The organism is Prevotella sp. 885 (assembly GCF_002265625.1).
In the GTDB taxonomy this organism is placed as follows: Bacteria; Bacteroidota; Bacteroidia; order Bacteroidales; family Bacteroidaceae; genus Prevotella.
Window position 1 is genome coordinate 1 of record NZ_NOVE01000046.1, and the last position, 19,228, is coordinate 19,228.

The 19,228-nt window shown below is 51.7% G+C and carries 17 protein-coding genes, 1 tRNA gene and 1 pseudogene; 11 read left to right on the top strand and 8 right to left on the bottom strand.

Features of this window, described 5'->3' with window-relative positions; all coding sequences use genetic code 11:
- A pseudogene (locus CHL74_RS16310) lies at window positions 1–113 on the top strand (ISAon1 family transposase); the annotation flags it as partial.
- A 115-nt stretch (window positions 114–228) separates the two neighbouring features.
- On the opposite strand, the gene CHL74_RS11900 reads toward CHL74_RS16310, so the two are convergent.
- From CHL74_RS11900 to purB, 4 genes are all read right to left on the bottom strand, one after another.
- A tRNA-Val gene (locus CHL74_RS11900) sits at window positions 229–303 on the bottom strand.
- A 601-nt stretch (window positions 304–904) separates the two neighbouring features.
- Window positions 905–2,332, bottom strand: a complete 1,428-nt coding sequence (gene asnS, locus CHL74_RS11905; RefSeq protein ID WP_094881396.1) for an asparagine--tRNA ligase — start codon at window positions 2,330–2,332, stop codon at window positions 905–907.
- Window positions 2,333–2,361: 29 nt separating this feature from the next.
- Window positions 2,362–3,948 (bottom strand): pseudouridine synthase, encoded by a 1,587-nt coding sequence (locus tag CHL74_RS11910; protein WP_094881397.1) that lies wholly within the window; start codon window positions 3,946–3,948, stop codon window positions 2,362–2,364.
- Between the two features lie 165 nt (window positions 3,949–4,113).
- Window positions 4,114–5,460 carry an adenylosuccinate lyase gene (gene purB / locus CHL74_RS11915; RefSeq protein ID WP_094881402.1) on the bottom strand — a complete coding sequence of 449 codons (1,347 nt, stop codon included), beginning with the start codon at window positions 5,458–5,460 and terminating at the stop codon, window positions 4,114–4,116.
- Between the two features lie 214 nt (window positions 5,461–5,674).
- Here purB and CHL74_RS11920 point away from each other — a divergent pair, with 214 nt between their 5' ends.
- From CHL74_RS11920 to CHL74_RS11930, 3 genes are read left to right on the top strand one after another with little or no spacing between them, the layout of a single operon-like run.
- Window positions 5,675–5,914, top strand: coding sequence for a DUF3791 domain-containing protein (locus CHL74_RS11920; RefSeq protein ID WP_094881404.1), 240 nt, complete (start codon window positions 5,675–5,677; stop codon window positions 5,912–5,914).
- A 1-nt stretch (window position 5,915) separates the two neighbouring features.
- Complete coding sequence (locus CHL74_RS11925; RefSeq protein ID WP_094881406.1) at window positions 5,916–6,401, top strand: DUF3990 domain-containing protein; 486 nt, start codon at window positions 5,916–5,918, stop codon at window positions 6,399–6,401.
- Between the two features lie 5 nt (window positions 6,402–6,406).
- On the top strand, window positions 6,407–6,613 hold the full coding sequence (locus tag CHL74_RS11930; RefSeq protein ID WP_094881407.1) for a DUF3791 domain-containing protein: 207 nt from the start codon (window positions 6,407–6,409) through the stop codon (window positions 6,611–6,613).
- A 123-nt stretch (window positions 6,614–6,736) separates the two neighbouring features.
- On the opposite strand, the gene CHL74_RS11935 is transcribed toward CHL74_RS11930, so the two are convergent.
- Window positions 6,737–8,068 (bottom strand): hypothetical protein, encoded by a 1,332-nt coding sequence (locus CHL74_RS11935; RefSeq protein ID WP_254923294.1) that lies wholly within the window; start codon window positions 8,066–8,068, stop codon window positions 6,737–6,739.
- A 144-nt stretch (window positions 8,069–8,212) separates the two neighbouring features.
- Between CHL74_RS11935 and CHL74_RS11940 the strand changes: the two genes are divergently transcribed.
- Both CHL74_RS11940 and CHL74_RS11945 read left to right on the top strand, forming a co-directional pair.
- Window positions 8,213–8,530, top strand: a complete 318-nt coding sequence (locus CHL74_RS11940; protein ID WP_094881409.1) for a type II toxin-antitoxin system RelE/ParE family toxin — start codon at window positions 8,213–8,215, stop codon at window positions 8,528–8,530.
- 7 nt (window positions 8,531–8,537) lie between these two features.
- Window positions 8,538–8,870: a HigA family addiction module antitoxin gene (locus CHL74_RS11945; RefSeq protein WP_094881410.1), complete on the top strand. Its 333-nt coding sequence runs from the start codon at window positions 8,538–8,540 to the stop codon at window positions 8,868–8,870.
- A 480-nt stretch (window positions 8,871–9,350) separates the two neighbouring features.
- Here the strand turns inward: CHL74_RS11945 and CHL74_RS11950 are convergent, their stop codons facing one another.
- The 3 genes from CHL74_RS11950 to CHL74_RS11960 form a co-directional block, all read right to left on the bottom strand.
- A complete protein-coding gene (locus CHL74_RS11950) occupies window positions 9,351–11,636 on the bottom strand; it encodes a GH92 family glycosyl hydrolase (protein ID WP_094881411.1) in 2,286 nt (761 codons plus the stop codon).
- Window positions 11,637–11,718: 82 nt separating this feature from the next.
- On the bottom strand, window positions 11,719–12,633 hold the full coding sequence (locus CHL74_RS11955) for a glycosyltransferase family 2 protein (protein WP_094881413.1): 915 nt from the start codon (window positions 12,631–12,633) through the stop codon (window positions 11,719–11,721).
- Window positions 12,634–12,651: 18 nt separating this feature from the next.
- On the bottom strand, window positions 12,652–14,163 hold the full coding sequence (locus CHL74_RS11960) for a glycoside hydrolase family 125 protein (protein ID WP_094881415.1): 1,512 nt from the start codon (window positions 14,161–14,163) through the stop codon (window positions 12,652–12,654).
- A gap of 203 nt (window positions 14,164–14,366) precedes the next feature.
- On the opposite strand from CHL74_RS11960, the gene CHL74_RS11965 reads away from it, so the two are divergent.
- From CHL74_RS11965 to CHL74_RS11985, 5 genes are all read left to right on the top strand, one after another.
- A complete protein-coding gene (locus CHL74_RS11965; RefSeq protein WP_094881417.1) occupies window positions 14,367–15,323 on the top strand; it encodes a methylenetetrahydrofolate reductase in 957 nt (318 codons plus the stop codon).
- A 40-nt stretch (window positions 15,324–15,363) separates the two neighbouring features.
- Window positions 15,364–16,473, top strand: a complete 1,110-nt coding sequence (locus tag CHL74_RS11970) for a DNA polymerase III subunit (protein WP_094881418.1) — start codon at window positions 15,364–15,366, stop codon at window positions 16,471–16,473.
- Window positions 16,474–16,542: 69 nt separating this feature from the next.
- Window positions 16,543–18,030 carry a PSP1 domain-containing protein gene (locus CHL74_RS11975; RefSeq protein ID WP_094881419.1) on the top strand — a complete coding sequence of 496 codons (1,488 nt, stop codon included), beginning with the start codon at window positions 16,543–16,545 and terminating at the stop codon, window positions 18,028–18,030.
- Window positions 18,020–18,508 carry a gliding motility lipoprotein GldH gene (locus CHL74_RS11980; RefSeq protein ID WP_094881421.1) on the top strand — a complete coding sequence of 163 codons (489 nt, stop codon included), beginning with the start codon at window positions 18,020–18,022 and terminating at the stop codon, window positions 18,506–18,508. Before CHL74_RS11975 ends, CHL74_RS11980 begins: the two co-directional genes overlap by 11 nt.
- A 31-nt stretch (window positions 18,509–18,539) precedes the next feature.
- The gene (locus CHL74_RS11985; RefSeq protein WP_094881422.1) at window positions 18,540–18,998 is read left to right on the top strand and encodes a nucleoside deaminase; all 459 of its coding nucleotides are present in this window, start codon (window positions 18,540–18,542) and stop codon (window positions 18,996–18,998) included.
- The last annotated feature ends 230 nt before the right edge of the window (window positions 18,999–19,228 follow it).

The window sequence follows — 19,228 nt, forward strand, 5'->3', positions numbered from 1 at the left end:
CAGCTGAATCCTTTAATGCAAAAATCAAAGCTTTCAGAGCATCACTAAGGGGCATCGTTGATGAAAAGTTTTTTCTGTATCGACTTGCAAAGATTTATGCTTATCCCCACTAAATTTCCACTGAGCCACTAAATTTCCACTGAGCCGCTGTAGTTGCTTTGGCAGGGTGTATAAACAAAAAAATCCCCGCAGTCTCTCCGAAGAGAAGACCACGAGGAAACACCCCTGTGGGCGCTGAGGGATTCGAACCCCCGACCCTCTGCTTGTAAGGCAGATGCTCTAAACCAGCTGAGCTAAGCGCCCGATTGCTTTTGTCATTACTTTTGTTGTTGTAATGCTTAGTTCTTTAAAGCGAGTGCAAAGGTAGGGGATTTTATTTAAACCTCCAAATGTTTTCGCGCTTTTTTTCAAAAAAACTTCAAAAAAGTGCATTTTTCTTTGTTTTTGGACTGTTTGTGGAGAATATATGGTGGGTTTAGGGGCGAATTCGAGGTTTTGCTGTATCTATAGATAATGAATCAGAAAAGTCAACTCTGGCTCTGTTATTTATTTTTTTCTGTAAATTGCAGTTTGTCGATGATATAACACATGAGCTTGCGGTACAAACTTAGGAGGCTATGGCGTCTCGCCGTAGCCACGCACCCACGGACAGTTTATAGAGTGTGAGCTGATTGGCGTCAGGCAATGGAAGAATGCGTATGCAGATTGAGCGTTATGCTATTGGAGGCTGCGTGGCTACGGCGGGACGCCATAGCCTCCTATGTTAGCCTTGTAAACTTGTAAATTGCTGTTTGCACATTTATTAAAACAAAGAAAGCGGGCTGTAAACCCAATAACCAATATAGCTTATGCTATGCGATTATTGGGCTTACAGCCCGCCTTGTGTATGTCGTTAGCCGACTTTTTAGAATTCTGCGCTCTTCGGTGTACGCGGGAAGGGGATGACGTCGCGGATGTTCTGCATACCGGTTACGAAGAGGATGAGGCGCTCGAAGCCGAGACCGAATCCGCCGTGAGGGCATGATCCGTACTTGCGGGTGTCGAGATACCATGTCATATCCTTCATCGGGATGTGGCGCTCCTCAATCTCGTTCATCAGCTTATCGTAGCTCTCCTCACGGACAGAACCACCGATAATCTCACCGATCTGCGGGAACAGCACGTCGGTGCCCTGAACGGTCTTGCCGCTCTTGCCGCCGAAGCCAGACTCCTCTGCGTCTATCTTCATATAGAAAGCCTTGATGGCCTTCGGATAGTTGGTCATGATAACCGGCTTCTTGAAGTGCTCCTCCACGAGGAAACGCTCGTGCTCTGAAGCGAGGTCGTCACCCCACTCGCACGGGAACTCGAACTTCTTGCCGTTCTGGATGGCTTCCTGCAGGATGCGGATGCCCTCGGTGTAAGGCAGACGTACGAATTCTGAGTTGAGCACACTCTCAAGGCGTGCGATAAGACCCTTGTCAATCATCTTGTTGAGGAACTCCAGGTCGTCCTTGCAGTTCTCGAGTGCCCAGCGGATGCAGTACTTGATGAAGTCCTCCTCGAGGTCCATAAGTCCGTCAAGGTCGATGAAAGCCACCTCAGGCTCCACCATCCAGAACTCTGCCAAGTGGCGCGGAGTGTTTGAGTTCTCAGCGCGGAATGTAGGTCCGAATGTATAGATGGCGCCGAGAGCAGTGGCTCCGAGCTCGCCCTCGAGCTGTCCTGATACGGTCAGCGAAGTCTGCTTTCCGAAGAAATCGTCAGAATAGTCAATCTTTCCGTCCTCAGTCTTCTTGAGGTTATAGAGGTTCTTGGTTGTCACCTGGAACATCTGACCTGCTCCCTCGCAGTCGCTCGCTGTGATAAGCGGAGAGTTGAAGTAGAAGTAGCCGTGCTCATGGAAGTATGTGTGGATGGCCATTGCCATGTTGTGGCGGATGCGCATCACAGCACCGAATGTGTTGGTGCGGAGGCGGAGATGAGCATACTGGCGCATATACTCGAACGACTGTCCCTTCTTCTGCATCGGGTAGTCGTTGCCGCAGAGACCGTAAATCTCGAGGCTCTCGCACTGTATCTCTGATGTCTGGCCCTTGCCCTGGCTCTCCACAAGAGTACCTACGGCGCAGATGCAGGCACCAGTAGTGATCTGCTTGAGCATTTCAGCGTCCACCTTTGTCGGGTCGACAACAATCTGAATGTTATTGATGGTTGAACCGTCGTTGAGTGCGATGAAGTCTACAGCCTTAGAGCTGCGGTGGGTACGCACCCATCCCTTTACGCACACGGTCTGTCCGAAGTCGGTGCGCTTGAGGGCGTCGACGACCTTTGTTCGCTTTATTGTTTCCATTTAATTAAAACATTACTCGTTTTCTGTTATTATTCAAAAGCTCCCATGCGCAGCATATCCACTTCCTTCTCAGTGAGGAAGCGCCAGTCGCCGCGACGGAGGTTCTTCTTTGTGAGTCCTGCGAACTGCACGCGGTCGAGCTTAACGACGCGATAACCGAGGTGTTCGAATATACGGCGCACGATACGGTTCTTGCCGCTGTGAATCTCGATGCCCACCTGGCTCTTGTCGGTGTCGCTTGCATACTCGATGGCGTCTGCATGCACCTCTCCGTCCTCAAGCTCGATGCCGTCAGCAATCTGCTGGAGGTCGTGAGCTGTTACGTTCTTGTCCAGATATACGTGATATACCTTCTTCTTGAGGAACTTCGGGTGTGTGAGCTTAGAAGCAAGGTCGCCGTCGTTGGTCAGGAGGAGCACACCAGTTGTGTTGCGGTCAAGACGTCCAACGGGATAGATGCGCTCAGGGCAAACGTCCTTCACGAGGTCCATGACAGTCTTGCGCTGCTGGGGATCGTCGCTTGTCGTTACGCAGTCCTTCGGCTTGTTGAGGAGCACGTAAACCTTCTTCTCCAGTGACACGGGCTGGTCATGGAACTTGATCTCGTCGGTGCGTACCACCTTTGTTCCGAGTTCGGTTACCACCTCGCCGTTAACAGTCACTACGCCAGCCTGGATAAACTCATCAGCCTCACGGCGTGAGCAGATGCCTGCGTTGGCAAGGAACTTGTTAAGACGGATCGGCTCGTTCGGGTCGATATGCTCTTCCTTATACTCGATGCGCTTCTTCATGCTATACTTAGCGTTGGGATCGTATCCATGCGTGCGCTGACGGTTGTTGTAACCGCCCTGCTGGCCGTAGCCACCGCGCTGATAACCGCCCTGCTGGCCGTAGCCACCGCGCTGATATCCGCCCTGCTGACCGTAGCCACCACGCTGATATCCACCCTGCTGGCCGTAGCCGCCGCGCTGCTGATAACCGCCACGCTGCTGATAACCGCCGCGCTGCTGATAGCCGCCACGCTGCTGGCCGTAACCGCCGCGCTGCTGATAGCCGCCACGCTGCTGATATCCGCCCTGCTGCTGGTCGCCGTCCTGATTAAAGCGCTGCTGCTGGTCGTTGTTCTGCTGGTCGCCTTCCTGGTTGTTGTTGTTATAGCGGGGACGATAGCCTCCCTGCTGACGTGACTGATAACCTCCCTGCTCGCCGTCCTGATTGTAGCGAGGACGATAGCCACTCTGCTGACGCGGCTGGTAACCGCCCTGCTCGCCGTCCTGGTTGTAGCGGGGACGATAGCCACCCTGCTGGCGTTGCTGATAACCGCCACGCTGGTATCCGCCCTGCTGGCGCTGCTGATAGCCGTTATTGCCTGACGCTCCCTGAAGACCTGCTCCGAAGCCTTCGGGAAGGAATCCTCCTCCCTGGCTGTCGTTAGAAGCCTGCTGGCGCTCGGCGTTATAAGGACGCTGTGTGTGAATGCGCGGACGCTGCGGGCGACCGGTCACACTGCGATACTCTCTCTGATAGTTGCTTGCAGCACGGCCGTAGCTCTCGCTATTGCCAGTAGTCTGATCTGCTGCTTTCTGTTCCTGATTCTTTTCCAATTCTGAATCCATAATTCTTTTCTTTCTTTTTAAATTGTAATGTTATTGGCCTCTCGGCAAGTCACACCCATGGGATTTTTTGCATAGATGCGCTTCTTCTTAACTAACTATATATTGATAAAACTCTAATCTTGTTTTGTTGTCTGCTTTTCTTTTATGCCGTGTTTCAAACTTGGCTTAGATACCGGTGTAGTTGAGCGGAGTGATAGCCATAAGCTCTGCCTTTACTGCGTCGCTGACGTTGAGTGTCTTAACGAACTCGTGGATGCTCTCCTCTGTCATGTGCTTGTTGGTACGTGTGAGTGCCTTGAGTGCCTCGTACGGATGCGGATAAGCCTCGCGACGGAGAATGGTCTGGATGGCTTCAGCCACGACAGCCCATGTGTTGTTGAGGTCTTCCTCCAGCTTCTCCTCGTTGAGGATGAGCTTGCGCAGACCCTTCAGTGTGCTCTGGATGGCGATGACGCCGTGTCCGAAAGGCACGCCTACGTTGCGGAGAACGGTAGAGTCGGTAAGGTCGCGCTGCAGACGGCTTACCGGGAGCTTCTGGGCGAGGAACTGCAGCACGGCGTTAGCGATGCCGAGGTTGCCCTCTGAATTCTCGAAGTCGATGGGGTTCACCTTGTGCGGCATGGCGCTTGAGCCAACTTCTCCAGCCTTGATCTTCTGCTTGAAGTACTCCATAGAGATATACATCCAGAAGTCGCGGTCGAGGTCGATGATGATGGTGTTGATGCGGCGCATAGCGTCAAACACGCTTCCGAGGCAGTCATAGTTGCTGATCTGTGTGGTGTACTGCTCTCTCTGGAGACCGAGCTTCTCGCTTACGAAGCTGTTGCCGAAAGCCTTCCAGTCATACTCAGGATAAGCCACGTGATGAGCGTTGTAGTTGCCGGTGGCACCACCGAACTTGGCTGTCATCTTGCAAGCCTTGAGCTCTTCAAGCTGCTGTGTGAGACGGTATACGAATACCATGATCTCCTTGCCGAGGCGTGTGGGCGATGCGGGCTGACCGTGTGTCTTTGCGAGCATAGGCACGTCCTTCCATTCGTCGGCATACTGCTGGAGCTGAGCGATAAGCTCCTCCACCATAGGATAATACACCTCTTCGAGTGCCTCCTTGATAGAGAGGGGCACGCTGGTGTTGTTGATGTCCTGTGATGTCAGTCCGAAGTGTATGAACTCCTTGAATGCGTCAAGTCCTCCAATCTTGTCGAACTCTTCCTTGATGAAGTACTCCACAGCCTTCACGTCGTGATTGGTCACCTTCTCGATGTCCTTCACGCGCTGTGCCTTCTCCTCGTTAAAGTCCTGGTAGATGGCGCGCAGGGTGGGGAAGAGGTTATGGTCGAAGTCCTTGAGCTGCGGGAGCGGAAGCTCGCACAGCGTGATGAAATACTCTATTTCCACGCGTACTCTGTAGCGTATGAGTGCATACTCTGAGAAATAGTCAGCAAGGGGCTCTGTTTTGCCACGATAACGTCCGTCTATAGGCGAAATGGCTGTAAGCAAATCAAGTTTCATGTGCTTTGTATAGCTTTACTATAAAAAATATATATATTATGGTGCAAAATTACAAATTAAAATGATACCATCCTATATATTTCACATTAATTATAATCAAAAAATATTTTGTCACTCAAAACATCTGATATTTTTAGTAATATGAAATGTAAATAAGAGTTTTATTGAGGAAAATGATTAAATTTGCCATTGGATATACCAAACAGCGCATATTATGGAAATGACACCAAGAACTCCTGAGTTCGACCGACTTGCATTCACAGTATTGGCAATTGAGGCTTCGGCTCAGAAAATGAACATATCTCCATCGGAGATGAGAAGACGACTTGACAAGGTGGGGCTTATAAAAAGTCTCATACAGGACTGTTATGACACTTTGCATACGGAAAGCCGTGACGCAGTAGCTAATGACGTGGTTGAGGCGCTTAAAAATTGGGAAGGAGGAGCAGTCTAATATGGACAGACAGATTCTATTTCATGGCTCAAACGTTGTCGTGGAGCATCCGCTTGTGAATATAGGAAGAAAAGACTTGGATTTTGGACCGGGTTTTTATCTTACGCCATTGGCAGAGCAGGCTACCAAATGGGCTAAACGTATTATGATCATTAGGCGAGCTGGACAAGCCATCGTAAACTCTTATGAATATACGCCCAATAAAGAGTGTAAAATAAAACGCTTTGAAGCTTACGATAAGGAATGGCTCGACTTTATTGTAGATAGCAGAAAAGGCAAACAACCTTGGAACGGATTCGACATTATAGAAGGAGGAGTGGCTGACGACCGTGTTATCGACTCCATTGAAGCCTATATTAACGGCTATGCAGATATTGAGAACACTCTAAGCAAACTGATTTACCACAAGCCGAGTTGGCAAATATGTATTCTCAATCAAGACATTGTGGACAAGTATTTACATTTTAAAAATTCAGAAAAGATATAACTAATATGCTCGACTTTCTTTTATGGAATAAAATAGCGCGTGTGATAGCTCAGTTAGCAAACACTCTTAATGTTTCCAACGACAGGGCTTTGGCTATTTTCTATGACTCGGAGGTATGCAAAATGCTACACAATCCAGAGTTTGGACTGCATCTGATGAGCGATACGTATATCGTAAACGACTTGATAGAAGAACTTAGAATGAAACAATAATCGACAACCTCGTGGGAGTTTTAACTACACCACGGGGTTGTCGATTATTGTTATATTAATGTTTTAAAATCAAAACTTTCAACCCTCACCTCTCAACTCTGAACTCTCACATCTCAACTTCGCTTACTCCTCCAGCGCTTGCGTAAACTCGCGGTGGAATGTTGAGAAGAAGTGGAGGTTTTCGCGGCGTGCTTCCTCATCGAGGCTCCACAGCGACTCCTCTCCTGCTCTGTGAGCCAGCACTCGACGGACGCAGCGGGCAATCTTTCGCTTGTTGTTTCGTGCCTGCAGCTGGTCGCCCTGGATGTTGTTGTGTGTGGCGTATGAGAAAGCGCAGAGTCGGCGCATGAAAGTTTCGTAGCGGTTGAAGAGCAATGCCTGTCGCATCATCTTCTCAGGGTCGGCGTCCAGTCCTTCCATGTCCATCAGTCCCTCCATGTTCTCATGGCTCCAGTCAGCCTCGTCCACCCAGAACCACTGGAATCCGAGTCGCTGTTCCATGTGCATGAGTCGCTGTGCGATGCTGTCCTCGTCCACGTTCTCCTCGGCTGTGAACAGTCCGAAAGCGAATCTTGCGAGTGACACGCCGTTCAGTTCCAGGCTGTCAGCGCCTTCCACCTCGTCGCCGACAAGCTCCACGCGCCAACGTGCCGACTTGTTCTTGATGAGTGCGGAGTGTGCTCCCATGAGCAGCTCGTCCAGCGTGCCTTGAAGTGGCAGCTCGGTTACGAGCGAGAGATTGTCGTGTATGTTGCGGACAGAGAGCGTGCCCTCGTCGTTAGCCACACACATATAGCTCAGTCGTCCTCCGTCGAGCGACAACTGGAAACGGTCGTTAGTGTCGTTGCCCACGAACATGTAGGCATAAGACGCTGCGTCTTTGTGGTTCACCTCGATGTCGCCCTGCACGTTGTTGTCTGTGGCGTCCTTCAGAGAGAATCCTATGTAGGGGATGCAGAGTCTTATGGTGAACGGTTCGCCCTTACGCGGTGTGAGTCGGCAGAGAATGCCGTCCTCGCCGATAAGGTCTTTCTTCACCAGCCATCCCTCGTCGGTCTCCTGCGCCTGCTCCACGCTCACGTCGCCGTACGACCAGTAGAGGTCGAAGACAATCTCGTTGTCGTCCTCGCGGACCACGGTCACGAAGTCTTCAGGGTCGTCGCCGAGGTATACTGCTTCCACGGGCTTCACCTCTTCGTCGCCGTCGCCAAGGACGCATACCTCAAGGTTGCCCACCATCGGATCGTCTTCCCACTCGTCCTCACCGGCTCCTACAGCGCGGAACACCACGAAGGTCAGTCTGCTCTGCTGGCGCGTGCCGTCCGGACGGCATAGATAATATGTCGTCTCCTTAGGCAAGTAAATCGGTGTTGTGATGTACGGGCTCTGGCAGCGAGCCGAATATTCCACCTCTGTCCAGGCGGATAAGTTTGATTCAGTATTACTGCTGTTCATTTCTTAAAGCTACAATGTTATCCTTGTGTGATTTTATTTTGGGACTGCAAAATTACTGAAAAAATATGAGATAGTCAAATCTAACTGGAAATTAAAGGTGTTCGATTATTTGCGAACACGAAATAAAAGCGTTAACTTTGCTGCATGAAGATAGAATTTGACAAAGAGTATTTGTCTGACTTATATTTCAATGGTAAAACTACTGACAAGAAACATAGATTCCAACCCGAAGTCATACGCAGTTATCAAAAGGCTGTCGCTATATTGGCTAATGCTAAGCGTGTTGAAGATTTGTTTGTATTCAAATCTTTGAATTATGAGGTTCTTGTAGGCGATAAAAAAGGTGTTTCTTCTGTGAGATGTGGAAAGCAGTATCGTTTGGAATTTATAGTCAATGACAATATGGAGGATATCACTATCAGAGTGTGTTATCTATTGGATATTAGTAATCATTATAAGTAAAAGCAATATGGATAAAGCGAAAATATATTCTGTGGACGAACTTGTGCCGTCTGTACCCATACATCCTGGTGAAATCATAAAGGATGAACTTGAGTCGCGTGGTATATCCCAACGAAAGTTTGCATCAATAATAGGATGTTCTTATTCGGTGTTCAATGAGATGCTCAACTGTAAGCGTCCGGTTACCACCGATTATGCGTTACGTATTGAGGCTGCGCTTGGCATCAAGGCATATATTCTTATGAACATGCAGAGCGAATATAATATTCAGACAGCTCTGCGTGACAATCGTTTGGCTGGTATCTTAAGTAAGATACGATCTGCAGCTGCTGTCTTTTAATCCCAAATCGGTCATTAGAACTTGAGGTTGTAACGTATTCTCGCACTCTTTAGGTAATTCTGCCGAATACAATATTTGCATTTCTGATGCTCAATACTATGAGTCTGGCGCACAACAAAATCTTTGGTGCGAAATTCTCGAGTTTTGAGCGGTAAGAAGTAACGCGTTAATACACAGTGTGTTATGCGGTTTTCTGACGAATCGCAATGAAATCCGACTCGCAAACGAGCCGTTTTCTTCTGCTATAGAGCCACTTTTACACTCCAATACCGTCGCTTTTGTAATACAATAAAGCCTCTTTTACACTCTGATAGTGGCACTATCGGACTGTAAAAGAGGCTCTATTGTTAAGTGTGGGTGCTGTTAGCACAGCAGAACACCCTAAAAACAGCAAAATAAAACTATAGAATCAATTTTTATTTTGTAACATGTTTTTACTCTTTGTACAATATTTGCATAGCGGTGCGCTACACCGCCCGCCTACTTCTTCTGTGTCTTTGAGAACGAGTAAGGTGCGTCTGTGTCTGCTGTGCCGCGCTGCTTGTTGGGCGTCGGCGCGAGGTCGTAGACGAACTGCGCTCCGTTCATGAGGTCGGTGCGTGTGATGTAGTTGTGTGAGTAAGGCTTGCCGTTGAGAGTGAGAGCCTTCACGTAGCAGTTCTCCTCAGAGTTGTTGTTGGCCTTGATGCTTACGGTCTTGCCGTTCTCGAGGTGGAGCTTCATCTCGTCGAAGTAAGGAGTGCCGAGAACATACTCGCACGAACCCGGGCAGACAGGATAGAATCCCATGGCTGAGAATACGTACCAAGCCGAAGTCTGACCATTGTCCTCATCACCGCAATATCCGTCGGGCGCTGCCGTATACATGCGGTCCATCACCTGACGAATCCAGTACTGTGTCTTCCAAGGCTCACCTGAATAGCCGTAGAGGTAAATCATGTGCTGGATGGGCTGGTTGCCGTGAGCATAGTTGCCCATGTTCATAATCTGCATCTCGCGAATCTCGTGGATTACGGCTCCGTAATAGCTGTCGTCGAAGAGTGGCGGCACGTTGAATACGGAGTCGAGCATGCTGTTGAACACTTCCTTGCCACCCATAAGGTCGATAAGTCCCTGCGGGTCGTGGAATACTGACCATGTGTAGTGCCAAGCGTTGCCCTCGGTGAAGGCATCGCCCCACTTCAGCGGAGAGAAAGGAGCCTGGAACTTGCCGTTCTGCAGACGGCCGCGCATGAGGTTGGTCTCCTTGTCGAAGACGTTGCGATAGTTGAATGCGCGGCGGCGGAAAGGCTCAAGCTCCTTCTTCGACTTGCCGAGAGACTTGCCGAACTGATAGATGCACCAGTCGTCGTAGGCGTATTCCAGTGTGCGTGCCACGTTCTCGTTTATCTTGACGTCGTAGGGCACGTAGCCCAGCTTGTTGTAGTATTCATGGCCCAGACGACCCGTTGACGATACCTTCGGGTGTACGTTGTTGGCACCGTGAACCACAGCCTTCCAAAGCGTTTCGGCGTCATATCCCTTCAGACCGCAGAGGTAAGCGTCAGCCACGATGGACGCTGAGTTGTTGCCCACCATACATTCGCGATGACCCGGCGAAGCCCATTCGGGAAGGAAACCGCTCTCCTTGTATGCGTTAACCAGACCTTCCTGCATCTTCACGTTCATCGACGGATACATCACGTTAAGCAGCGGGAAGAGGCAGCGGAATGTGTCCCAGAAGCCGGTGTCGGTGAACATATATCCCGGCAGCACCTTGCCGTTGTACGGCGAGTAGTGTACTATCTCGCCTGCTGCTGTCTTCTCATAGAATGAGCGTGGGAAGAGCACCGAGCGATAGAGGCAGGAATAGAATGTGCGGAGATGGTCGATGTTGTCCGACTTCACCTCTATGCGACCCAGAACGTCGTTCCATGTCTTGCGGCCCTGAGCCTTCACCTCGTCAAACGAAGCTCCAGCCAGCTCCTTGAGGTTCTCCATAGCCTGCTCCTCAGAGATGAAGGAAGAGGCGATGCGCACGTTCACCTGCTCGCCGCGGCGAGTCTTGAAGCCCACGATGGCACCTGCATGCTTGCAGTCGGCCTCTAATGCCTTGCTGTCCATCTTGCCGTTATTCACGGCTGTGGTGTAGGTGAAGTCGTGGTCGAACTTTAGCACGAAGTAGTTCTTGAAGTTGTCGGGCACGCCACCGCTGTTCTTCGTGGTGTAGCCTACAATCATTCTCTGCTCCGGCATGATCTTTACGTACGATCCCTCGTCGAAAGCGTCCACCACTACGTATGAGTCGCTCTCCGGGAAGGTGATGCGCATGATGGCAGCACGCTCCGTGGGCGCAATCTCCGTCACCACGTCATAGTCAGCCAGATAAGCGCGATAATAGTAAGGTGTAGCCACCTCTGCCTTGTGCGAGAACCATGAGGCACGCTGGTCTTCATCGAAGACGGGCTTGCCGGTCTCCGGCATGATGCTGAACTGTCCGTAGTCGTTAATCCACGGGCTTGGCTGATGGGTCTGCTTGAAGCCGCGCAGCTTGTCTGCCGAATAGACATAAGCCCATCCGTCGCCCATCTTGCCTGTCTGCGGTGTCCAGAAATTCATGCCCCAAGGGAGGCATACGGCTGGATAAGTGTTACCCGTCGACAGCGAGTGCTTCGACTCTGTGCCTACCAGCGTGCTGACATAGTCGACAGGCTGGTAGACCTTTGCCATGCCGACAATGGCGAATGTCAGCATGAGCAATGTGGTTAATAAGTGTTTTTTGTTCATTTTTGTTCTGTAGTTTTTATTGTTTGTGATCTTTATTCTGCTTCTTTTGGTGGTTTGTATAGTTTGAAGGCTCGTATCATATTCAGTCGTTTCGGCAAAGCATAGCGTAATAACCGATGCGATAAACCGAAAATGCCGTCAGCGATGGCTTGCGTCCCGTAAGATTTCGGAGCAGCATTCTTCGCGTGATACGGAATGCCAAGCGCAGCAATGGCGCCAAGCCTAAGCACGAAAGACGTTCCACGAGCGTCTGCACACCCGAATAGCCGCGCAGCGCGTCTCGCATGTCATGTAGCGTCTGTAGTCCCTCTTCCGTCTTCCGAAGAAAGTGGGCGTTGTCGTCAAACCGTGAGAATCCCACAGGATTGTCCGTGTGAGCCACACGTATGCCGTTGTCCTTCAGTTCGCGTCCGAGCAGCACGTCCTCATAGCCGTAGCGCGTGATGGAGACGTCGAAGGGGTGTGCCGTCATCACGTCACGCCGTATGAGGATGTTACTGACGTGGAAAGCGGCGTAGGGATTGCGCTTACGCCATGACAGCGGATGGCTTTGTGTGGCGCCAAGCTCGTACAGATAGCGCAGGCAAGATCTTGGCTCGGTGTCCGTCGGCGCATGAATCTTCAGTCCGCCCACCACGGCTTCCGCTCCAAGCGAGTCTGCTGCGGCATACACGGCAAGGAAGTCTGAGGGGAGAGGCGAAAGGTCGCTGTCGATGAAGACGAGCCATTCGTATTGCGCCAGCTCCACCAGCCGGTTGCGTGCCGCCGACCTTCCCACGTTATGATTGCCCCTTACGAAGCGGCAATGTGTAAGGCTTTCACACAGCTGTCGGTTAGCTTCCGCCTTTGCCGTGTCCGTGGAGCAGTCGTCATACACCACAATCTCGCACCTTAAAAGGTTGTCCTTCAAGGCTTCCGCCTGACTATGAAGAGCCGTTATGAGCGGTCGGCAGTCGTTGTTGTATGAAGGCAGCAGGATGGAAAGTGATTTCAGCATGCTTAATGGTTTAGGAAGTTACTCGTTGTCCACCCTTGCTTCCTTCAGCAGCTGCGTCTTTCCTTCAGCCACCAGCTTGAGTATCAGCTCGCCGAAGAGCGTGTTCTGCCATGCAAACCAAGGGCGCGTAAAGTGGAATGCGTCGTTCACGTCGAACGATTCGTGGATGAATCCTGTGCCGGCATCCGTGCGCTGGAGCATCTTCAGGCATTCCTTTATCTCGCCGTCGTCCTTGCTGGTGAAGGCACGCATCATTATGGACATAGGCCAAGCCATGCCCAGTCCTACGTGCGGTCCGCCGATTCCCTCGCCCGCCTTGCCGCGGAAGAAGTAGGGATTGTCCTCGCTCCACACGAAGCGGCGCGTGTTCTGATATATGGGGTCGTCCTCCGGCACGTCGCCGAGATAAGGCATTGCGAGCAGACTCGGCACGTTGGCGTCGTCCATGAGGAAGTGATTGCCGAAGCCGTCCACCTCGTAAGCGTAAATCTTGCCATACTTGGGATGGTCCACTACGGCGTATTTCCTTAGCGCTTCGCTCACCTCGTCGGCAAGCTGTCGGCATTCTTTGGCTGTGGCAGCGTCGCCGTTGACCTTGTCCAGAATCTCAGCCGCCTTGCGCAGGGACGATACAGCCATGAAGTTGGATGGCACGAGGAAGAGAAACGTCGCGGCGTCGTCGCTCGGACGGAATACCGAGGCTATAAGTCCGACGGGCTTCACGGGATTGCCCCATCCGTGATTGCATACCGTGTCGAGCTGGTCTTCAGTCTCGCGCTGGAAGTGGTATGTGCCGAGGCCCGTCTTGCGCTGCTGCTCATGGAAGACACGCAGGACGTTCTTCACCGCCTTCTGCCATTCAGCGTCGAAGACAGAGGCGTCGCCCGTGGTCTGCCAGTAATGGTAAGCCAGTCGGATGGGGTAGCAGAGCGAGTCAATCTCGTACTTGCGCTCGTGCAGTTCGGGCTTCATGTCAGTTATGTCGTTCATCCATCCTCCCTCGGGCTGAGGCTCCTTGTTGAATGCGTTGGCGTAGGGATCGATGTTTATGCACTTCAACTGTCGTCTTATCACGCCGCGTATCATCTTCTTCACCTTCGGGTCAGCCTTGGCAAACTGTACGTAGGGCCACACCTGTGCTGCCGAATCGCGCAGCCACATGGCATGTATGTCGCCCGTATATACGAACGTGTCCTCATTGCCGTCGCCCTCGCCGGCGTCGTAATGCACGGTGGTGTCGAGCGTATTGGGGAAGCAGTTCTCGAACATCCATGCCAGTCGGGCGTTCTCACGGATAAGACGCTTCACCTCCTTGATTTTCTTCTCTATGACGTCCGAGACGAAGAGGCGGTCGGCTTCCTTCGGTCGCTGGCAGGTGTAGCGCGTGTTGTCCGCAGGAGCAGCCTCCGCATTGCTGGCTGAGAGCGCCATTTCGGCAACTGCATTGCCTGTGGAGGCATGGGCTGCAGAGGTGGCGCACGCAGACATGGCTATGGCTGTGATGAATGTGGATATGATGGATTGTCTCATTGTTATGGTCTTGATGATAAAGTTCGGTGTTTTAGTATACCTACAAAAGTAGTAAAAAAATGGTATTTGTTAATACAAATTGCAAGACAAAATGTCCAAAAATTGCGTTTCCTATAAAAGAATGTATAAGTATTTAGTGTTTTGCCCGCTTTTTTTGTAACTTTGTACGGAATAAGGATAATTAGAAAGAGCAGAACATAAAGATGAGTGTAACAGAAATACTTAACAGCCAGGACGGCGCCAAGCACTTCTCCTTTGAGGTGCTCCCGCCACTCAAAGGAGCTGGCACAGACAGATTGTTTTCCACAATAGAGAAGTTCAGGGATTTCGATCCTGCCTATATAAACATAACTACCCATCACAGCGAGTACGTCTATCGAGAACTCGACAATGGGCAGTTTGAGCGTCTGCGTGTGCGCCGCCGTCCAGGAACGGTTGCCATCGCAGCCACCATACAGAAGAATTTCGGCATACCTGTCATTCCGCACATTATCTGTAGCGGAGCGACAGCCGAAGACATCGAATACGAACTCATCGACATGCAGTTTCTTGAGATAGAGAATCTGCTGCTTCTCCGTGGCGACAAGGCCAAGGAGGACCGTATGTACACCGCCACACCGGGCGGACATACACATACGACTGACCTCATCCAGCAGGTGAACGACTTCAACCGCGGCTTCTTCGTGGACGGAACGCAGATGAAGCATCCCGGACAGCCGTTCAGCTTCGGCGTGGCGTGCTATCCCGAGAAACACGAAGAGGCGCCCAACCTGGAGATGGACATACAGTACCTGAAGATGAAGCAGGACATGGGAGCGGAGTATGCCGTCACGCAGCTCTTCTACGACAATGCGAAGTATTTCGATTTCGTGGAGAAGTGTCGCGAGGCAGGTGTCACGATGCCCCTCATACCGGGCATCAAGCCCTTCGCCAAGCTGTCGCAGCTGACCGTCGTGCCTAAGACATTCCATTGCGACCTCCCGTTGGAACTGGCAGAGGAGGTGGTGAAATGCAAGACCGACGAGGACGCCAAGCAGCTGGGCATAGAGTGGTCGACGGAGCAATGCCGCCAACTTTACCGTGCCGGCATCCGCAACATCCACTTCTATACGGTGTCTGCCGTCGACTCCGTACGTGAGGTGGCGAAGCGACTGCTGTAACTTTCAGTAAGACAAACCAAATAAAAAAACATAACATCGAATGCAATTCAATGAAGTAATAGGACAGTCAGGCGCCAAGCTACAGATGCAACAGCTGGTGGCAGAGGGACGTGTGCCTCATGCCATGCTCTTCTGCGGACCTTCGGGATGCGGAAAGATGGCTATGGCTATGGCGGTGGCTTCCGAGCTGCTGCGCCACAGCCGTCTGCTCGACAACTGGGGACATCCTGACCTCCACTTCACATTCCCGACCATAAAGCTCCCGAGCATGGGTTCGGAACACCAGCCAGTCAGCGACGACTTCTTCAGTGAATGGCATGAGATGATAATGTCAGGCCCTTACTTCACGCTGGAGCAATGGCTCGCGTCCATTAACGTGGCAGGAGCGGAGAACAAGCAGGCGCTCATCACAGGAGCCGAAAGCGACGCCCTCTCAAGGAAGCTGAGCCTGAAGTCGAGTCAGGGCGGATATAAGGTGGCGATAATCTGGCTGCCGGAGCGCATGAATCTGACGAGCGCCAACAAGCTGCTCAAGCTGCTTGAGGAGCCGCCTTCGCAGACAGTGTTCATCCTCGTCAGCGAGGAACCGGAGAAGCTGCTCGACACCATACGCAGCCGCACGCAGCGCTTCGACTTCAAGCGCATAGCGGATGCGGACATAGAAGAGGCGCTCGTGGAGAAGCGCGGGCTGGAGCATGCCGACGCGCGAAGTCTGGCAAGACTTGCCAACGGATCGTGGACCAATGCACTCGCTGCCCTCAGTACGGGCAACGAGAACCGCATGTTCTTCGACCTTTTCACCATGCTCATGCGCCTCGCCTACACAAAGCGCGTGAAGGAACTCAAGAAATGGAGCGAGAGTATCGCAGCCTTCGGCCGAGAGAAGCAGAAGCGCTTCCTCAACTACATGCACCGCATGGTTCGCGAAAGCTTCGTCTATAACTTCCATGAGCCGGAGCTTAACTATATGACGGCGGAGGAAGAACAGTTTGCGCAGAAGTTTGCGCCGTTCATACACGAGCGCAACATCATCGAACTGTCCGAGATGATAGGTAAGGCGGTGCGAGACATATCGCAGAACGCCAACTCCAAGATGGTGTTCTTCGACATCGCCATGCAGACCATCATCTTCATAACAAGGAAAAAATAAGCTTACACATACACATAATATATACATATATATCACACTATACTACACCCATATACACATATATAATATATGAAGGATTTTAAGGACATGCAATTCGAGATATCCCGCGATACTGACCGCGGACTCTGCCATTGCGCCTGCGGCAGGCAGGACAAGCAGCTCAATACCTACGACTATCTGTATGATGTGCCGGGTAATGAGGAGGACACGGACCTCGTGGAGGTGCAGTTCAAGAATACGCGCAAGGGATATTATCATAACGTCAACCACCTGGACCTCCGTAAGGGCGACATCGTAGCTGTGGAGGCAAGTCCGGGCCACGACATCGGAGTGGTTTCGCTCACAGGCAGACTCGTGAAGCTGCAGGTGAAGAAGGCCAACCTCAAGTCGGCTGACGACATCAAGCGCATCTATCGCATCGCCAAGCCGGTGGACATGGACAAGTATTACGAGGCTAAGGATCGCGAACACGCCACGATGATTCAGAGTCGTGAGATAGCCAAGAACCTCGGACTGCAGATGAAGATTGGTGACGTGGAATATCAGGGAGACGGCAACAAGGCCATCTTCTACTATATCGCAGACGAGCGTGTGGACTTCCGCCAGCTCATCAAGGTGCTTGCCGACACCTTCCATGTGCGCATCGAGATGAAGCAGATCGGTGCACGTCAGGAGGCAGGTCGCATCGGAGGAACCGGACCTTGCGGACGCGAGCTTTGCTGCGCCACATGGATGAAAAACTTTGTAAGCGTCAGCACCAATGCAGCCCGCATTCAGGACATCTCACTCAATCCGCAGAAGCTTGCCGGAATGTGCGCAAAGCTGAAGTGCTGCCTCAATTACGAGGTGGACGACTATGTGGAGGCAGGACGCAAGATGCCGGCACGCGACGTGGTGCTCGAGACATTGGACAGCGACTACTATCTGTTTAAGTCGGACATCCTCGCTGGTCTTGCCACTTACTCGACTGGTAAGGGCGTGGCTGCCAACCTTGTGACCATCACGGCAGAACGTGCACGCGCCATCATCGAGATGAACAAGCGTGGCGAAAAGCCGGAGTCGCTTGCAGAGGACGGAAAGCAGAGAGAGGGCAATCAGCACTCAGACCTCCTTGCTGATGCCGATCTCTGTCGCTTCGACAAGAGCAAGAAGAATAAGAAGAAAAAGAACAAGAAGCCGCGCCAGCAGGCTAACGATGCCGCACGTCCTGCCAACGAGAACGCTCAGCAGCCGACAGCAGAGGGCAATGCTCAGCCAAAGGCAGAGAACGGTCAGCAGCCAAAGGGCGACAACGCTCAGCCAAAGGCAGAGAATGGTCAGCAGCCTAAGGGCGAGAACGGTCAGCAGCCGAGACGCGACAATAACCGTAACAACCGCAACAACAACCGTCAGCGCCCAAGACCGGAAGGTCAGCGCCGCAACAATAACGGACCGCGTGGCGAGAACCGCCAGCCGCGAAACAATGCTGAGGCTAAGCCGTCTGCTCCCCAGCAACCTAAGCAACAGCCTGCTCCACAACAGCCGAAGCAGCAAAACACAACCGGCAATGAAGGTTAAGATAACACGACTTTTAGCATATATGGCAGCCATGACAGCAGTAGTTGTCATGGCTGCGTGCAATGGTGGAATGGTGTATGACCGTTATACCAACACTCCCGTGTCAGGATGGGAGAAGAACGACACGCTCTATTACAGCGTTCCTGCGGTCAAGTCCGGCGGCACATACGCAGCCAACCTTGGTCTGCGCACCACCGACTCTTATCCCTTTACGTCGCTGACGCTCATTGTGGAGCAGCGTAAGGTGGCTGCCGACAAGGCCGTGACCGTCGTTACTGATACTGTGGCGTGCCAGTTGACCGACAGAAAAGGCAATGCGGCAGGAAAGGGAATCAGCTATCACCAGTATCAGTTTCCGGTCACGGAGCTGATGCTCCAAGACGGCGATTCGCTCTTTGTAAGCATTCGCCATGACATGAAGCGCGAGATACTGCCCGGAATAAGCGATGTAGGATTCTCGCTCACTCGCACCAAGTAAGCTCCATCACAATCCATCCATACATCTTAATATGCAAGAACAGGAAACCATACAGCAGAAGGACGAGCGCTTCATGCGCCGTGCACTTCAGGAAGCAGAAGCGGCAAGAGACGCCGGAGAGATACCCGTGGGAGCCGTTATCGTGGCTGGCGACCGCATAATAGCGCGTGCCCATAACCTTACGGAGACGCTTTCGGACGTTACGGCGCATGCCGAAATGCAAGCCATCACCTCCGCTGCAAACCAGCTCGGAGGCAAATACCTCACCGACTGCACGCTTTACGTGACGCTGGAGCCTTGCGTGATGTGTGCAGGAGCGATAGGATGGTCGCAGCTGAGGCGCGTGGTGTATGGCGCTTCGGACGAGAAACGGGGCTTCATGAAGTTTGCCCCCAAGGCGCTCCATCCCAAGTGCACGGTCACTACGGGAGTGCTGGAGGAAGAGTGCCGTCAGCTTATGACTGACTTCTTCCGCTCTCGCCGCTGTTAAGGCACACTATGAAAGCAACTGCAAAATAATATTAAATCCATGAGAATAAAACGGTTGAACGTTTGTTTTAACCGTTTTAAAACATTAACTTTGCAACATATTTACACACAGAACACAAAAACGACATGCTCATGACTAGACAACATTCGTAAGAAGAGCATAAATATACATTCAGAACAATTCAGATAACGTCATAAAACCCCGTCTGCTAAAGTGGATTGGGCACTGTC

Bases quoted from the DNA above. Each gene is read 5' to 3' on its own strand.
- asnS (WP_094881396.1), bottom strand. From the start codon at position 2,332: ATGGAAACAATAAAGCGAACAAAGGTCGTCGACGCCCTCAAGCGCACC.
- CHL74_RS11910 (WP_094881397.1), bottom strand. From the start codon at position 3,948: ATGGATTCAGAATTGGAAAAGAATCAGGAACAGAAAGCAGCAGATCAG.
- purB (WP_094881402.1), bottom strand. From the start codon at position 5,460: ATGAAACTTGATTTGCTTACAGCCATTTCGCCTATAGACGGACGTTAT.
- CHL74_RS11920 (WP_094881404.1), top strand. From the start codon at position 5,675: ATGGAAATGACACCAAGAACTCCTGAGTTCGACCGACTTGCATTCACA.
- CHL74_RS11925 (WP_094881406.1), top strand. From the start codon at position 5,916: ATGGACAGACAGATTCTATTTCATGGCTCAAACGTTGTCGTGGAGCAT.
- CHL74_RS11930 (WP_094881407.1), top strand. From the start codon at position 6,407: ATGCTCGACTTTCTTTTATGGAATAAAATAGCGCGTGTGATAGCTCAG.
- CHL74_RS11935 (WP_254923294.1), bottom strand. From the start codon at position 8,068: ATGAACAGCAGTAATACTGAATCAAACTTATCCGCCTGGACAGAGGTG.
- CHL74_RS11940 (WP_094881409.1), top strand. From the start codon at position 8,213: ATGAAGATAGAATTTGACAAAGAGTATTTGTCTGACTTATATTTCAAT.
- CHL74_RS11945 (WP_094881410.1), top strand. From the start codon at position 8,538: ATGGATAAAGCGAAAATATATTCTGTGGACGAACTTGTGCCGTCTGTA.
- CHL74_RS11950 (WP_094881411.1), bottom strand. From the start codon at position 11,636: ATGAACAAAAAACACTTATTAACCACATTGCTCATGCTGACATTCGCC.
- CHL74_RS11955 (WP_094881413.1), bottom strand. From the start codon at position 12,633: ATGCTGAAATCACTTTCCATCCTGCTGCCTTCATACAACAACGACTGC.
- CHL74_RS11960 (WP_094881415.1), bottom strand. From the start codon at position 14,163: ATGAGACAATCCATCATATCCACATTCATCACAGCCATAGCCATGTCT.
- CHL74_RS11965 (WP_094881417.1), top strand. From the start codon at position 14,367: ATGAGTGTAACAGAAATACTTAACAGCCAGGACGGCGCCAAGCACTTC.
- CHL74_RS11970 (WP_094881418.1), top strand. From the start codon at position 15,364: ATGCAATTCAATGAAGTAATAGGACAGTCAGGCGCCAAGCTACAGATG.
- CHL74_RS11975 (WP_094881419.1), top strand. From the start codon at position 16,543: ATGAAGGATTTTAAGGACATGCAATTCGAGATATCCCGCGATACTGAC.
- CHL74_RS11980 (WP_094881421.1), top strand. From the start codon at position 18,020: ATGAAGGTTAAGATAACACGACTTTTAGCATATATGGCAGCCATGACA.
- CHL74_RS11985 (WP_094881422.1), top strand. From the start codon at position 18,540: ATGCAAGAACAGGAAACCATACAGCAGAAGGACGAGCGCTTCATGCGC.